General features: G+C 60.2%; 13 protein-coding genes. 10 read left to right on the top strand and 3 right to left on the bottom strand.

Features of this window, described 5'->3' with window-relative positions; genetic code table 11:
• Positions 1–1,353 carry a DUF4921 family protein gene (locus CCOY_RS07970; protein WP_244268616.1) on the bottom strand — a complete coding sequence of 451 codons (1,353 nt, stop codon included), beginning with the start codon at positions 1,351–1,353 and terminating at the stop codon, positions 1–3.
• Between the two features lie 40 nt (positions 1,354–1,393).
• Here CCOY_RS07970 and CCOY_RS07965 point away from each other — a divergent pair, with 40 nt between their 5' ends.
• Positions 1,394–1,783, top strand: coding sequence for a hypothetical protein (locus CCOY_RS07965; RefSeq protein WP_070422386.1), 390 nt, complete (start codon positions 1,394–1,396; stop codon positions 1,781–1,783).
• On the opposite strand, the gene CCOY_RS07960 is transcribed toward CCOY_RS07965, so the two are convergent.
• Entirely contained in the window at positions 1,753–2,880 is a 1,128-nt protein-coding gene (locus tag CCOY_RS07960) for a glycerate kinase (RefSeq protein ID WP_070816308.1), read from the bottom strand. The genes CCOY_RS07965 and CCOY_RS07960 overlap by 31 nt on opposite strands.
• A 111-nt stretch (positions 2,881–2,991) precedes the next feature.
• Here CCOY_RS07960 and gdhA point away from each other — a divergent pair, with 111 nt between their 5' ends.
• From gdhA to smc, 9 genes are read left to right on the top strand one after another with little or no spacing between them, the layout of a single operon-like run.
• Positions 2,992–4,338, top strand: coding sequence for an NADP-specific glutamate dehydrogenase (gdhA, locus tag CCOY_RS07955; protein ID WP_070450958.1), 1,347 nt, complete (start codon positions 2,992–2,994; stop codon positions 4,336–4,338).
• A 26-nt stretch (positions 4,339–4,364) separates the two neighbouring features.
• On the top strand, positions 4,365–5,099 hold the full coding sequence (locus CCOY_RS07950) for a DivIVA domain-containing protein (RefSeq protein WP_070422240.1): 735 nt from the start codon (positions 4,365–4,367) through the stop codon (positions 5,097–5,099).
• Between the two features lie 34 nt (positions 5,100–5,133).
• Positions 5,134–5,670 (top strand): YceD family protein, encoded by a 537-nt coding sequence (locus tag CCOY_RS07945; RefSeq protein ID WP_070771456.1) that lies wholly within the window; start codon positions 5,134–5,136, stop codon positions 5,668–5,670.
• The gene (gene rnc / locus CCOY_RS07940) at positions 5,667–6,434 is read left to right on the top strand and encodes a ribonuclease III (RefSeq protein ID WP_070450962.1); all 768 of its coding nucleotides are present in this window, start codon (positions 5,667–5,669) and stop codon (positions 6,432–6,434) included. Before CCOY_RS07945 ends, rnc begins: the two co-directional genes overlap by 4 nt.
• Positions 6,427–7,248: a bifunctional DNA-formamidopyrimidine glycosylase/DNA-(apurinic or apyrimidinic site) lyase gene (gene mutM / locus CCOY_RS07935; RefSeq protein WP_070450964.1), complete on the top strand. Its 822-nt coding sequence runs from the start codon at positions 6,427–6,429 to the stop codon at positions 7,246–7,248. The genes rnc and mutM overlap by 8 nt, the downstream gene beginning before the upstream one ends.
• A 10-nt stretch (positions 7,249–7,258) precedes the next feature.
• On the top strand, positions 7,259–7,765 hold the full coding sequence (locus tag CCOY_RS07930; protein WP_070422244.1) for a flavin reductase family protein: 507 nt from the start codon (positions 7,259–7,261) through the stop codon (positions 7,763–7,765).
• A gap of 52 nt (positions 7,766–7,817) precedes the next feature.
• Complete coding sequence (locus CCOY_RS07925) at positions 7,818–9,299, top strand: alanine/glycine:cation symporter family protein (protein WP_070840551.1); 1,482 nt, start codon at positions 7,818–7,820, stop codon at positions 9,297–9,299.
• Between the two features lie 18 nt (positions 9,300–9,317).
• Positions 9,318–9,602 carry an acylphosphatase gene (locus CCOY_RS07920; protein WP_070450968.1) on the top strand — a complete coding sequence of 95 codons (285 nt, stop codon included), beginning with the start codon at positions 9,318–9,320 and terminating at the stop codon, positions 9,600–9,602.
• Between the two features lie 31 nt (positions 9,603–9,633).
• Positions 9,634–13,092, top strand: coding sequence for a chromosome segregation protein SMC (gene smc / locus CCOY_RS07915; RefSeq protein WP_092100233.1), 3,459 nt, complete (start codon positions 9,634–9,636; stop codon positions 13,090–13,092).
• A 71-nt stretch (positions 13,093–13,163) separates the two neighbouring features.
• Here the strand turns inward: smc and CCOY_RS07910 are convergent, their stop codons facing one another.
• Complete coding sequence (locus tag CCOY_RS07910) at positions 13,164–14,654, bottom strand: HNH endonuclease signature motif containing protein (RefSeq protein ID WP_244268615.1); 1,491 nt, start codon at positions 14,652–14,654, stop codon at positions 13,164–13,166.
• Between the last annotated feature and the right edge of the window lie 158 nt (positions 14,655–14,812).

The raw sequence follows: 14,812 nt of genomic DNA, 5'->3' as shown, positions 1-14,812 counted from the left end.
TTACCTCTCTACGTTCGGGGCCAAACCTTGGGTATAGCGCAGCACGTTCGGCCTAGGCGTGCATTCTTGGCCTATACGGATACTAGGCGCGACCGTTCCCACGGCACGCAAGCGCTCCAGTTCCGTGGTGACGCGGTCGTGGACATCAAAGGGCGAAAGCGTATTGACGAAGATCTGCGTGCCGCCCTCAAAACCCGCAACAGTAGAGATGCGCCACTTCACATTGATACGCCACGGCATTGGCACCTCGACATCGTGTGGTTTGTAGTGCCACTCTTCGTTCGTGGCCACACGGGTACCGGTCGCGGCGTGTGCGGCGTGGAGCAGGTCCGACATGGCACGGACCTCGTCGTCAGTGTGCAGCCATGGCTCGCATGCTTCCGACTTCGAATACACCGTCATCGTGGGGTAGCGGTGCCCCACACCGGCAACTAGGACGGCGTGGTCGTTCTCCGCGATGACCAGGTTGTTGTCGAAAGCGGGGTTCACACCCCAGTCGTTGTACATGTTCGGGTGCTGCTGCAACTTGGCGATTTCGGACTCAGCGTTGACGCCATGCTCGTCGATAGCAACCAACTGCTTATGCAGGTGCTCAAACGACGCGCCGGCTGCGGCGAGCCAGTTTTGAAACACCACAACATAGCGGGCGTGACGGTGGTGAGTGATGAGGTCGTGCAACGAATCGACGGTGAAGGCGATGAACTGGTAGTGCTCATCCGCAGTGAGCGAGCCTGAGCCTGCGAGGTCGGAGGTGTCGCGGGCGTCGTCGATAAAGTGCCGCCTTGCAATGATTACGTCGTGCCCACCACCAAAATAAGCAGGCGCGATGCTGAGCAGTTGCTCGTCCGGCAGATCCGGATCCTGACCCGACGCAGACAAGCGCGTGCGCACAATATCCAACACGTGGTGTCGGCCAGACGGGTCCGACAGGTAGCGCTCCATGTGCTCCTGCCAATCTTTTGGCATTTCCGCACCATAGTTTTCGCGCCAGTAGTCGTAAGAAACGATCTCGAACAGGTTGGGCACGCGCCGAAAGTCGGCCTGTGTCGCATCGAGTTCATCCGGCATGACATTGCGCAGAATGTCGAAACCCGTGCTGGTTGTCACCAGCCGCGAACGCTCCGGGGGAGTATGCAGCATGCGGTCCGCGCAGAAATTACACGTATCGGTGTGCGCGCCGGGGCCAAGTGCTGCAGGTTCGTTCGGCTGGGTGTGAAGCGGACGGTTGCCACGGCCAGGCACCGTCCACACATGGGTTCCGGTGAACGGGTTGACCTGCTTTAACGTGCCGTCCTTCATACGTTGCAGCGCTGTGTGCTGCGCGGGCGTCGGGTTGACAGCAGCGTGAGACATGAACGACACCCTACCGCCCCGAGCGTCTAGCCTTATGCCCATGTCTGTCATTCAATTCGACGTCCTCGTCCCACCCGCGGCAGCTCCAGAGGTACGCGACGCATTCCAGCGCGCCCTCGACATCCTGGTGCGCCGCGAGATGCTCACCTCCGGCAGCGTGACAATGGAGCAAGTGCGTATCGACGACACCGTGCACGCCCAGCTCGCCGAAACCTATGAACACGACCGCGGCGAGCCAGCAGACGACGCTGAAATCCACCGCTACCGCATCGAGTCCGAAGGCGCGGACAGTATTAACCGCCTCGCTATGGGGCTCTCACGCATCCTGACCCCCAAGCGCGACCTGCCACGCGACCCCGTGGCGCTCGAGGACCAGGACAAATTCGAGGCCCCGTCGATTTATCCCTGGACAGTTGAAGTGTTGAGGTAAGCGACCGCAATCTCCGCACCGGCGCGAACGAGCTGCTCGCGGACGTCGTCAATCTCGGGCAGCGTCACTGCGAGAGTTCCGTCGGCGGGCTGCTCGTCGAAACGCCCTGCAGCAATCGCGAATACCGCACCTGCTTCCGCAGCAAGCTCGCCGACCACAGACGCCACCTTGCCGGTGCCTGTCTGTCCATCGAAGCGACCTTCGCCGGTGATCACCAACGCAGCGCCATCGATCTGCTCAGTCAGCCCGTTGGAATCTGCGACAACGCGCGCGCCGGGCACGATAAGCACGTGGGAATCGGTCCCGTGCAGCATGGTGGAAAGCCATGTCAGGCCGATGCCCACGCCGCCCGCCGCACCAAGCCCCGGGGTTGTGGGGTCGATCTCTGCGACCTCGCACAGTCGAGCAAGGCCACGATCCAAGAGTTCAACATCGTCGGTGGTCGCGCCCTTTTGTGGGCCGAACACGTGAGCTGCACCGTTCGGGCCTGTTGCTGGTGCAGACGTGTCAGTGAGCAGCACCCACTCCATAGCGCCAGCAGGGACATTGACTTTGGCAGTGTCGAAATCTGCAAGGTTTTCCAACGCGCCACCGCCAGGTTTTAGCTGATAGCCAGCAGCGTCGAGGGGGTTGACACCGAGCGCCACCAGAATGCCGGTACCGCCATCGACCGTTGCGGTGCCACCGAGACCAAGCACGATACGTTTCGCGCCGCGGGTCTCCGCATCAGCGATGAGCACACCGGTGCCGTAAGTGTCGCCGGTCAGCGGGGCCGGCTTTTCCACAGCGGGCAACCCAGAAGCAGCAGACACATCGATATAGGCGGTGGAGGAGGGGGCGTGGAATGTGTATTCGGCTTCGGTAAGGCGACCGTCTGCTGTGGTCGTCGGTAAGCAAATGCGTTCCCCCTCAAACAACGCGGACGTGCCCTCGCCACCGTCGGCCATCGGGGCAAGGATGATTTGGGCATCGCGGATCACGCTTGTCACACCCTCTGCCAGCCATTCAGCAGCCTCCTGCGCAGTAGCAGTGGACTTAAACGAATCCGGGGCGATGACGATTTTCGGCGACGGAGCCGGGTCGAAAGAGGAAGACATGCGGGCAAGTTTAACCGGAAGACCGCAAAATTCCGCGGGCGGGCGAGATGTGTTGTAGCATCTTTCCGGTAAACAATTCTGCAAGCCTATAGAAATTGGAGGCGGGGTCACATGAGTGCAATCGACCAGGAAGTTGCGAGTTTTTACGACAGGGTGCTCGAGCGAAACGCGGGAGAACCCGAGTTCCACCAAGCAGTTGCCGAGGTGCTCGACTCGCTGAAGATCGTCCTGGAAAAAGACCCGCACTACGCCGACTACGGCCTCATCGAGCGCCTCTGCGAGCCGGAGCGTCAGATCATCTTCCGCGTCCCGTGGATCGACGATGACAACAACGTGCGCGTCAACCGTGGCTTCCGTGTCCAGTTCAACTCCGCACTTGGCCCCTACAAGGGCGGTCTGCGATTCCACCCGAGCGTGAACCTGGGCATCATCAAATTCCTTGGCTTTGAACAGATCTTCAAAAACTCGCTCACCGGTCTGCCCATCGGCGGCGGCAAAGGCGGGTCCGACTTCGACCCGAAGGGCAAGTCCGACGCCGAAATCATGCGCTTCTGCCAATCCTTCATGACTGAACTGTGGCGCCACATCGGCGAATACCGCGACGTCCCCGCGGGTGACATCGGCGTGGGTGGGCGCGAAATCGGCTTCCTGTTTGGCCAGTACCGCCGCCTGGTGGACCAGCACGAGTCGGGCGTGCTCACCGGTAAGGGGCTGACATGGGGTGGCTCCCTCGTGCGCAAGGAAGCCACGGGCTACGGCGCTGTGTACTTCACCGACGAAATGATGCGTACCAACGGCGAATCCATTGACGGTGCACGCGTGATTGTCTCCGGCTCCGGCAACGTTGCCACCTATGCGATCAAGAAGGCGCAGGCGCTTGGTGCAACTGTCGTTGGCTTCTCCGACTCCTCCGGTTGGGTGGAGACCCCGAATGGGGTTGATACTGAGCTCCTGATCGACATCAAGGAAAACCGTCGCGGACGCGTTTCCGACTATGTCGCAGAAGCCACCGGGGCGACCTACCACACCGACGGCTCCATTTGGGACCTCGAAGCTGACGTGGCGTTGCCGTGCGCAACCCAAAATGAGCTCAACGGCGAGCATGCCCAACGCCTCGTCGACAACGGTGTGAAGTACGTCGCGGAGGGCGCCAATATGCCGTCCACGCACGAAGCGACCGAGGTCTTCCGGGCTAATAAGGTCTCTTTCGGCCCAGGTAAAGCGGCTAATGCCGGTGGTGTTGCTACCTCTGCGCTGGAGATGCAGCAAAACGCTTCCCGTGACTCCTGGTCCTTCGAATACACCGACGACCGTCTGCAGCGCATCATGTCCAACATCTTCAAGACCGCGGCACGAACCGCAGAGCAATATGACCGCGCGGGCGACTATGTTGTGGGCGCAAATATCGCTGGGTTTAAAAAGGTTGCCGACGCGATGCTGGCGCAAGGCGTGATTTAGAGCTTCATCCAGTACGCTGTGCAACTATGTACCGCGTTTTTGAAGCCCTCGATGAGTTAGTGCAGACGATGGAGCAGGCCTACGGCGTGCCGATGACCTCCAACTGCATGGTGCCCCGCAATGAGATGCTCGCTCTTCTCGACGACCTCCGCAACGCCCTGCCCGGCGATCTAGACGACGCCCAGGACGTTCTGGACAAGCAGGACGAAATCCTGCGCGGGGCCCAGGAACGCGCCGACGTTCTCGTTGGCGACGCCGAAGAGGACGCCCGTCGCATCGTTTCCGACGCCCAAGCCGAATCGGAGACGGTGCTGTCGGACGCCCAGGACCACGCAACTCGACTCGTCTCGGGCGCCGAGGAAGAGTCGAACATGATGATCACCCGCGCTCGCGACATTGCAGAAACCACCATCAACAGTGCTCAGCGCGAAGCCGATCACCTTGTGGAAACCGGCAACGAGGAATACCAGCGCTCCGTCGACCAGGGCCTGAAGGAGCAGAAGCGCTTGATCTCCGAGTCTGAGGTCATGCGTCGCGCAGACGAAGAGGCACATCGCCTCGTCGAAGACGCACACGCTGAATCCTCCCGCCTGCGCGCAGAGTGCGACGACTATGTCGACTCCAAGCTCGCAGAGTTCGAGGAGACCCTCAACACCGTGCTGCGCACTGTCTCCACCGACCGCTCCGCGCTGCGTCGTGGGGCGGGCGTCTCCGGTGCAGACCGCGCTCGCCGTGGCCAGGGTGAAGCCGACGAGTACTAGCAAGGGAAGCGATTCGTTGTAGTCTGAAAGGGCTATGGCTAACAATCCTTTCGTATTTGATGTTTCCGGCGTCCTCAAAGGCGATGGACTGCCGGAAACCCTGACGCAGACGGGGCCATCCCCGTCGCGTATCGGCCCGGAAATGATCGCTATTCCTGAAGGCCGAGAGGTCAAGATAGAAGCCACCCTGACCCCACTTGGCTCCGGCATCATGGTCGATGCGACCCTGACTGCCGAATTTGTAGGCCAGTGTGTGCGCTGCCTTAAAGATCTGACCCCCACCGAAACGCTCCAGATCTCCGAAGTGTTTTCCACTTCAGATGATTTCATCACCGGAGACGCAGAGGAAGAAGAAGACCGTGGCTCGGGGGACGAAATTGCCCGTGTCGAAGGCGATACTGTCGACCTAGAGCAAGCGTTTGTGAACGAAGCTGGGCTTAACCTGCCGTTCAACCCGACCTGCCAGCCAGAATGCGCCGGCGATACCGACGTTCCCGTGCCGGACGGTGTATCGGGCGAAGAAAACAACCTTGTCGACCCGCGTTGGGCAGATCTGGAGAAGTTCCTGTGAGCCGTTCACGCAGGAAACCCGCCAACGCCGAACAGGCATGGGAAGACGCCTATGGGGCAGTAGACCATGCGCCACTGCTGGAAAAACTGGGCGTCAACATCGAGCGCGACAATCTCAAACTTGCGCTGACTCACCGCTCGTTCGCCAACGAACACAACCAACTGCCCAACAACGAGCGACTCGAGTTCGTCGGCGACGCCATCTTAGGTCTGACCGTGGCAACTAAGCTCTTTGAGCTTTACCCGTCGCGTCCCGAGTCCGATCTTTCTCCAATGCGCGCAGCGATTGTGTCGCGTTACGGCTTGTCCGACATCGCCCGTGAGATCAACCTCGGCCAGCACGTTCTCATTGGCAAAGGTGAAGAACTGACTGGTGGGCGCGATAAAGAGTCGATTCTTGCCGACACAACAGAGGCTGTGCTCGGCGCGATATATCTCGAGCATGGATTCGCGACTGCCCGCGACGTGATCCTGCGGCTTTTTGACGAGAAACTGCGTCACGCCACGGTAAGCAAAAAGAACAAGGACTGGAAGACCGCACTGCAAGTTCGTGTGGCAGAACTGAAGCTCCCTGTTGCAGAGTATCGCTCTGAGGCGACCGGTCCGGACCACGAGCAAACCTTCCACGCCGAAACGCTGATCAACGGTGTCGTGCGAGGTAAGGGCGTGGGGCCGAACAAGAAACTCGCGGAGCAGGAAGCGGCCCAACAAGCACTGGTATACCTGCGCGACCACGCTGCCGAGGCCACCCTGGGACATGCCTGAACTGCCAGAAGTTGAGGTGGTCCGCCGGGGGCTCCAACAACACATAGTCGGCCTCACGTTCGGCCGCGTCGAAGTGCTTCACCCACGTGCATCGCGTGGCAACGAAGTTGATCTTGAGCGTGTGCTGCCGGGACGTACCGTCGTGGATACGGGCCGACGGGGCAAGTACTTGTGGCTACTGCTGGACAATGGGGCAGCGGTGCTGGTGCATTTGAGGATGAGTGGACAGATGCTCGTCGCAAAGCATGGCGAAGTGACATCGCCGCATTTGCGAATTCGCGCAGACATGGGCACATGTGAGCTGTGTTTCGTCGACCAGCGCACGTTCGGATTCTGGCAATACACCGACCTCGTCGACGGGGTGCCTCGTCCTGCGGGCCATATTGCGCCGGACCCTTTCGAGGATGCATTTGATGTGCGAGAGACAGCGCGCGCGATGCGCCGGAAGAATTCGGCTCTGAAAACGGTGCTGCTCAACCAAGAAATTGTCAGTGGAATCGGCTCGATCTACGCCGATGAAGCAATGTGGTCTGCAAACCTCAAACCCTGGCGTAAAGCGCGCACCATGCGACAACGCGACGCCGAAGCAGTGCTTGAGGCATCGCGTGACGTAATGGCCCGGGCGCTCGAGCAAGGCGGAACGAGCTTCGATGCCCTCTATGTCAACGTCAACGGAGCCTCCGGATACTTCGCACGCTCTCTCAATGCATACGGTCAAGCCGGAAAACCCTGTGCGCGATGCGGAACGGAGATCGCCCGCACCGTGATCAACGGCCGTTCCAGTTATTACTGCCCGGTTTGCCAAGTGCTCTAGGTTAGAAGACATGGTTGATCAGCAGACGTTCAAAGTCGCGATGTCCCAGGTTGCCGCTGCAGTTGCCATTGTGACGACAGGGACGCAAGCATCGGCACACGGCACAACGGTCAGCGCATTCATGTCACTTTCTCTCGAACCACCGATGGTGCTGGTCTCGCTAGACCAGAAGTCATCGCTGCTCGCGAGGTTGGAGATCGGCTCACCGATCGGTATCAACGTGCTGTCCACCGAACAGAACGAGTTGGCGCGCAGGTTCGCTGACAAGCTCGAGGATCGTTTCGCGGGGGTGGATTGGCGCATTGCCGACGGCGCACCGAAACTTGCCGGCGACCACACCTGGATCGCCGGCAACGTTAGCCGCATCATCGAAGCAGGGGACCACTTCCTCGTCTTGGTTGACGTCACTGCCACCGAAGTTACCGCAAACTGCCCGCTGCTGTACTGGCAACGCGAGTTTGGCACCCACGGGCCAATCCAACCCGGAGAGGTACAGACCAAATCCATAGAGGGGTAGTGCGCTCGATCACGTTGGGTAATTGAGACAACCCAGGGATAAGCTGCCCGCCATGGATTCAGCTACCTCATTTGTCGAGGGATCGCTCAATGGCGTGATTTGGAGCCTCGTACCGTGGTTCCTCGTTGCTGCCGGCATCTACTTCGGCTTGCGCACATTATTCGTTCAAATCCGCATGTTCCCGGACATGCTCAAAGCCGTTGCAGAAACCCCGAAGGGCAAAGACCGCGAAGGTCGAGACCTCGATGAAGAGTACGGTGGCTTGTCGGCCTTCAAGGCTTTCACCATCTCTGCCGCCTCTCGTGTCGGCACCGGCAACATCGCCGGTGTCGCACTGGCAATCTCCATCGGTGGCCCGGGTGCGGTGTTCTGGATGTGGATGCTCGCCTTGCTCGGTGGTGCGACCGCATTCGTCGAATCCACGCTGGCCCAGCTGTGGAAAACCAAGGACAGCGACGGCAACTACCACGGCGGCCCGGCGTACTACATGACCCGCGGCCTTGGATGGAAGCCACTCGCGGTGCTGTTCTCTGCCTTCCTCGCCATCACTTACGGCTTTGTGTACAACGCCATCCAAACCAACTCCATCGCTGAAGCGGTTTCCGGCTCGTTGGGCAACGACTCTGTCGCTGTGAAAACCATCGTGGCTGGTGTCGTCGCCGCACTCACCGCGCTCATCATCTTCGGTGGCGTTACCCGCATTGCATCTTGGACCCAGGTGATCGTTCCGTTCATGGCCGGTGCCTACATCTTGATTGGCCTCGCAGTGCTGGTGATCAATTGGCGCGAGATCCCAGGCATGTTCGAACTCATCGTTGGCCACGCTCTCGGCCTCAAGCAGGTTGCGGGCGCGACCGTTGGCGCAGCCTTCGCACACGGTATGCGTCGTGGTTTGTTCTCCAACGAGGCAGGCATGGGTTCGGCACCAAATGCTGCCGCGACTGCGACCGTGTCTCACCCCGTTAAGCAGGGACTTGTGCAGGCCCTCGGCGTGTACTTTGACACCCTGCTCGTGTGCTCCATCACCGCGTTTGTTGTACTGCTCGGCCCCGCAATCACCTATGGCCGCGATGACATCCAGGGTGCCTCGCTGACGCAGTCTGCACTCGCCGATTCTGTCGGCGCCTGGGGCGCACACGCCATCACATTCATCCTGTTCTTCCTGGCGTTTTCTTCCGTGATCGGTAACTACTACTTGGCGCAAGCTAATTTGCAGTACCTCACCGACTCCAAGTCCGCGTTGACCACGTTCCGCATTGTTGTTCTCGGCTTCGTCATCTTCGGTGCGTTCGGATCTGTGCCGCTCGTTTGGGCCCTCGGCGACACGATGGCCGGTCTTCTGGCGCTTTTCAACATCATCGCAATCGTTCCGCTCGGCGGGGTAGCGCTGAAGCTGCTGAAGAACTACAACGAACAGCGTCGCCGAGGAGAAGACCCTGTCTTCCACCGCGACATGCTGCCGGAAGTCAAGAACGTTGAGTTCTGGGACGGCTCCGACCCCGTCACCCGACGCAGCGCAGAGGACCGCATCTAGGTTGTATTCTCGGGCGGTATGGCTGAGAAACGCATGACCGCCCACGTCCACGGCGAAGTCCAGGGGGTGGGGTTTCGCTGGTGGACACGCTCCCGCGCCCTCGAACTTGGGCTTGCGGGATACGCCAAGAACCTTGCAGATGGCCGCGTTGAAGTGGTTGCGGAGGGGGAGCAGGGTGGCGTCGAAAAGCTTGAAAAGCTCTTGCGGGAAACACCCTCTGGTTCGGGGCGCCCTGGGCGCGTGGACCATGTGCAAGCCCAGTACAGCGCACCGAAGGGTGCGGTAGGATTCGACGAACGTTAAAAGCCGCGCCCGAGCGGGTAATATTGCGCAAATGCACCTGAAATCGCTGACGCTCAAAGGATTTAAGTCCTTCGCGTCCGCGACAACCATGAAATTCGAGCCGGGCATCTGCGCCGTCGTCGGGCCGAACGGCTCGGGAAAATCCAACGTCGTCGATGCACTCGCGTGGGTGATGGGCGAGCAAGGTGCGAAAAACCTGCGTGGCGGGAAGATGGAAGACGTCATCTTCGCCGGTGCCGGCGGGCGCAAACCACTCGGACGTGCCGAAGTCACGCTTACTTTCGACAACACCGACAAACGATTGCCCATCGACTACACCGATGTAGCAATCACTCGCCGCATGTTCCGCGACGGTGCGTCCGAATACGAAATCAACGGCTCCAAAGCACGTCTCATGGACATTCAGGAGCTGCTGTCCGACTCCGGTATCGGCCGCGAAATGCACATCATTGTCGGCCAGGGCAAACTCTCCGAAATCCTTGATTCGCGCCCTGAAGAACGTCGCGCGTTTATCGAAGAAGCCGCTGGTGTACTGAAGCACCGTCGTCGTAAAGAGAAGGCACAGCGCAAACTTGTCGGCATGCAGGCGAACCTGGATCGCCTCACCGACCTCACCGACGAACTGGGCAAGCAACTCAAACCGTTGGCGCGGCAGGCAGAAGCCGCGAAGCGTGGGGCGGCGGTGCAGGCCGAACTGCGCGACGCCAAACTCAAGCTCGCAGGTGACCAAGTCGTGCGTTTGCGAGCGAAGCTTTCCGACGCCGCCCGCGCCGCCGAACTCCTCGAAGAACAGGTAGAAACCGTTACCGCGCAACTCGAGGAATACACCGAAGCGCAGGAGAGCATCGAAGCACAGCAGCAGGAAGTACAGCCCAAAGCACAAGAAGCACAGCAGGTGTGGTTTGCGCTATCGACGCTGGCGGAACGGGCGAGTGCTACGGAACGCATCGCATCGGAGCGTGCTCGGAGCCACAACGCCGATGTTGCCTATGCCGGGCAAGACCCGGAAGACCTCGAAGCACGGGCACGGATTGCCGACGAACGCTACGCGGAAGCCGTCGAAGCAGCCGAAGAAGCAGCAGAACAGCTGGAAACGGTACGAGAAGAAGTCGCGGAACGACAGGAAGCTTTCGATGAAGCTGAGCGCGAACACATGGCGCAGGTGCGTGCGATCGCGGACCGTCGCGAAGGCGTAGTGCGACTGCTTGCTCAAGAAGAATCGCAGGCGCAAGCGGTTGAAGCTGCTGAGGAGGAGATTCGGCGTTTCGACGAGACGCTTCAAGAAACCCGTGAACGTGCACGCCAAGCTGACGCTGAGGTTGTGTCCGTTGAGGAACGCATCGCGGCGTTTCAGGCGGAACGCGCTCCACTCGACGCCGCATTCGCCCGCGCCCACACCGAATCTGACGCTGCAGAGAAGCGCCTAGAGCAACTTCGTGCTGAGCAGCGCGAACACGAACGCAACGTAGCAACGCTTGAATCGCGCATTGCAACGCTGTCTGAGCAGACGCCGAAAATGGATGCCGCCGAATTGCTCGACGGTTTCTCACCGCTAGCGGGTTTGCTGACTACAGAGGCAGGTTTGGAAACGGCGCTTGCGGCGGCCCTCGGCGACTATGCCGAAGCGCTCGCAGGTGATGTGTCCGACGAGACGGTGTCGCGGTTGGGGAATGCGAGTCGTACGGTGGTCGTCGATACACGAGGCGGCTCCACATGGCGCCTGGAGACCGACGTTGAGGTGGACTGGCTGCTCGACCACGTCACGCTGGACGAAGCAGTGGCTGGTCCGGTGACACGTTTGCTCGCTGACACTGTGGTCGCAAAAAATGTTGAGCTGGCTCGTGCCGTCGTCGAACAAGACCCGAGATTACGAGCCGTCACACACGACGGCGTACTTGTCGGCGAAGGCTGGATCGCAGCCGGCTCCGGGCATACAACCACGGTTGAAGTCTCCGCCCGCATCGAGGCTGCTCGCGTGGAACTTGAAACGGCCCGCCAACAACTCAGCGAACTCGCAGGCACGTTTGAAGGTGCGAAGGTTGCGGCGGAAGAAGCCCGAGTCAACGCCGCGTCGGCGCGTGCGTCTCTTCGAGAACACGACACCGAACTCGAAGCCTGGCGACGCGATCGCACCCGCCTGGTCAAGCAAGCTGAAGCGAACAAGTCGGAGCACGAACGAGCTGCGCAGCGCGCCAACGAAGCTGACGCACGGCTTGCGCAACGCCGCGCCGAACTGGAAGAAACTCGCGACCGTCTCACCCGAGTGGACACGGATGTATCCGCCTCACCCGAGGAGCCGTCATCTGCCGAACGCGACGCTGCCCGAAACGCGCTAAACCACATCAAATCCATGGAAATGGAGGCCGTTCTCGCCGCGCGTACTGCACAACAGCGGGCAGAGGCGGAAGCGGGCAAGGGAGACGCGCTACGCCGCCAAGCCGAGCAAGAACGTCAGGCGAAAGCCCGCCATGACGCTGCGATGGCAAGGCGTCGAGCAGAGGCGGAGCTAGCGGGGGTCGTCGAGAAGCACGCGCGCGACCTTGCCGCCCGAATCGAGGACGCGTTGGCACGCGCGACGGCGCAACGCGATGAGCTCTCCGCCCAGACCGCAAGCCTGCAGGGGCAGTTGCAGCAAGCTCGTCAGCAGGTCAATGCCACGCGCCAACAATTGTCTCGATTGACCGACAACGCACACGCATCCGATATTGCCCGCTCGCAAGCACAGGTGCGTATCGACGAAGCCGAAGCCAACATCACCTCCACCCTGGGCATCGCCGTAGCCGATCTGCTTGATGGGTACACCCCAGGTGAGGACTTTGACCGCGAAGCAGAAGAGAAACGTCTCAAGCGGGCAGAAAAGGATCTGCGCGCGCTGGGTAAGGTCAACCCGCTGGCATTGGAGGAATACAAGGCGTTGGAGGAGCGGTATTCGTTTCTTTCTACGCAGCTTGATGATGTTATTCAGGCGCGCAAAGACCTCACTGGTGTGATCGAGGACGTTGACGCACAGATCTTGCAGTTGTTCACCGATGCCTGGACGGATGTGGAGGCCGAGTTCCCGCGAGTGTTCCAGACGCTCTTCCCGGGTGGTGAGGCGCGCTTGGTGCTCACCGAGCCAGACGACATGTTGGCCACCGGCATTGAAATTGAGGCCCGGCCACCGGGGAAGCGTGTCAAGCGGCTTTCGCTGCTTTCCGGTGGTGAAAAATCGCTGACAGCCTTGGCGTTTCTGGTCGCTATCTTCCGTGCGCGTCCAAGTCCGTTTTATGTGCTCGACGAAGTTGAGGCGGCGCTCGACGACGTCAACCTGCGCCGGCTCATTGCCCTTCTGGAGGAACTCCGTCAGGATTCGCAGCTCATTGTGATCACGCACCAGAAGCCAACGATGGATGTTGCGAACGTGCTTTATGGCGTGACTATGCGTGGCGATGGCGTCACTCGAGTGCTGTCTCAACGCATGCAACCTGCCGGTGCAGCGCCTGGGGTGTAGCACCTGGGGCGTAGCACCTGGGGCGTAGCACCTGGGGCGTAGCACCTGGGGCGTAGCACAGCGCAAGATGGCTACCCGGTGTCCGGTGCGAACAGGGGTGGATCTGTTCCCGGTAGTTCTTGGTCGTCGAAACTTGGGTGTTTGTCCCGAATTTTTCGTTTATGCCGCTGACCGGGTGACTGTTCGAACTGCCATGTGCTGGTCGTGGTCGGTGGCCCGCCGTCGGCTGGATGGTGGGTGATGTCCCAGGTGTCGGGGTCTTTTTCGAAGTGTCCCTTACCACCGGCTCCGTCTCTGTTGTCGTTGTTGCATCTGTGGTGTTCGCGACATAGCAGTATCAGGTTATTGAGGTCAGTGACACCTCCGTGGAGGTAGGACTGCAGGTGGTGGGCTTCGAGTTCGACGCCAGGTTTGGTGCACCCGTTCCAGGCGCAGACACCTTGGGTAGCGAGTAGGACGAGGCGCTGTTCAATCGACGCGAGGCGGGCGCGTCCGAGTGATAGTGGCACACCGGTTGCAGAGTCGAGTTGGAGAGCAAAAGTGTCTCCTGCTAAGCCCAGGTGAAGAATGTCGAGGGCAGTGAGATCCACACTGGTATTGGTGGAAAAGCGTGTTTGCCAATCAGCACCGACCAGATCTTCCAGGGTCAGTGTCACCACAACGGTTCCGATGCCGCGGTCCCGCGTGATACGTGCCTGGGAGTAGTTATCCAGGATGTGCATGAGTTGGTCGAAGCGGCGTTGTTGTTTCGTGCGGGTGTCTTTGGAGCCGTCGGGTAGGTGAGAGCCGGGGGCTTCTCCGGCGGCGAGGGCTGCTTCGAATTTTGCGCGTGATGCGGCGTCAAGGTAGAGCCGGGCGTAGGAGCCGCCGTCTGCATCGGTGGGTCCGAAGGAGATGCCTCGTTTTTTAAACGCGGCTAGGGGGTCCTTTTTCTTTTCGTAGTCCAGCCCCGCGCGGTTGGCTTTGCGGACGAGGTCGGTGACAAACTTCCGGAGCTCTTCGGGGGTCATGCGTGCTGCGGCTTCCATGGCTTGGGAGTAGCACTCGAGGTAGCCCGGGTTGGCGTGTTCGTTGAGGTCCTTGAGCGCGTTGGAGATAATGCGCTTCTTTTCTTCGGAGGCTTTCTTTTCTCGTGCAGCCTTGCGGGCGCGTTCCTGGGCTTTCTTTTCTTGTTCTTTGCGTCGTTGTGCTTCTTCTTCTGCGGCGCGCTTTTCCTCTTCGGTTTGTTCCGGGTTAGTTGGTGGGGCTGGGATATCGGGCTCGCCGAAGAGGCGCTTGCCGTGGTTGAGGAGGTCGAACGCCTGGGCACGGGAGAGGCCGAGGCGTTGCGTGAGGTATTCCACGGGATGGTTGGCGCCGACCAGGGATCCGGCGTTGTCCCTTGTGCAGAGATGTGCGAAGGCGGCGTTGACGTTTCCGAGCAGTGGCAATGAGCCGTGTAGCCGTTCTATTGCTTGGTGGGTGCCGAGGAGGTGGAGGGATTCGGGTTCCATCATGAGGTTGGACAGCGCTTCTAGTCCAGCGGTGATCTGGTTGACGTGTTGGTCGATGATGGTTGTCATGGGTCCCCCTCTCGGCTACGTGTGCTGCTAACTGAGTTGAAAATGAAGCTACAGACCAGGCCGACACGATCGCCACGCATTAGAACACCCGTTCGTATGTATGGGCCTGACCTGCAGCGTTGATTCGTCGATAAGCAATGTGTCTATTGCTGTTCCAC

The organism is Corynebacterium coyleae (assembly GCF_030408635.1).
Classification (GTDB): domain Bacteria; phylum Actinomycetota; class Actinomycetes; order Mycobacteriales; family Mycobacteriaceae; genus Corynebacterium; species Corynebacterium coyleae.
This window is presented reverse-complemented; position numbering and strand designations above follow the sequence as displayed.

Coding starts and splice junctions, on each gene's coding strand:
- CCOY_RS07970 (WP_244268616.1), bottom strand. CDS start 1,353: ATGTCTCACGCTGCTGTCAACCCGACGCCCGCGCAGCACACAGCGCTG.
- CCOY_RS07965 (WP_070422386.1), top strand. CDS start 1,394: ATGTCTGTCATTCAATTCGACGTCCTCGTCCCACCCGCGGCAGCTCCA.
- CCOY_RS07960 (WP_070816308.1), bottom strand. CDS start 2,880: ATGTCTTCCTCTTTCGACCCGGCTCCGTCGCCGAAAATCGTCATCGCC.
- gdhA (WP_070450958.1), top strand. CDS start 2,992: ATGAGTGCAATCGACCAGGAAGTTGCGAGTTTTTACGACAGGGTGCTC.
- CCOY_RS07950 (WP_070422240.1), top strand. CDS start 4,365: ATGTACCGCGTTTTTGAAGCCCTCGATGAGTTAGTGCAGACGATGGAG.
- CCOY_RS07945 (WP_070771456.1), top strand. CDS start 5,134: ATGGCTAACAATCCTTTCGTATTTGATGTTTCCGGCGTCCTCAAAGGC.
- mutM (WP_070450964.1), top strand. CDS start 6,427: ATGCCTGAACTGCCAGAAGTTGAGGTGGTCCGCCGGGGGCTCCAACAA.
- CCOY_RS07930 (WP_070422244.1), top strand. CDS start 7,259: ATGGTTGATCAGCAGACGTTCAAAGTCGCGATGTCCCAGGTTGCCGCT.
- CCOY_RS07925 (WP_070840551.1), top strand. CDS start 7,818: ATGGATTCAGCTACCTCATTTGTCGAGGGATCGCTCAATGGCGTGATT.
- CCOY_RS07920 (WP_070450968.1), top strand. CDS start 9,318: ATGGCTGAGAAACGCATGACCGCCCACGTCCACGGCGAAGTCCAGGGG.
- smc (WP_092100233.1), top strand. CDS start 9,634: ATGCACCTGAAATCGCTGACGCTCAAAGGATTTAAGTCCTTCGCGTCC.
- CCOY_RS07910 (WP_244268615.1), bottom strand. CDS start 14,654: ATGACAACCATCATCGACCAACACGTCAACCAGATCACCGCTGGACTA.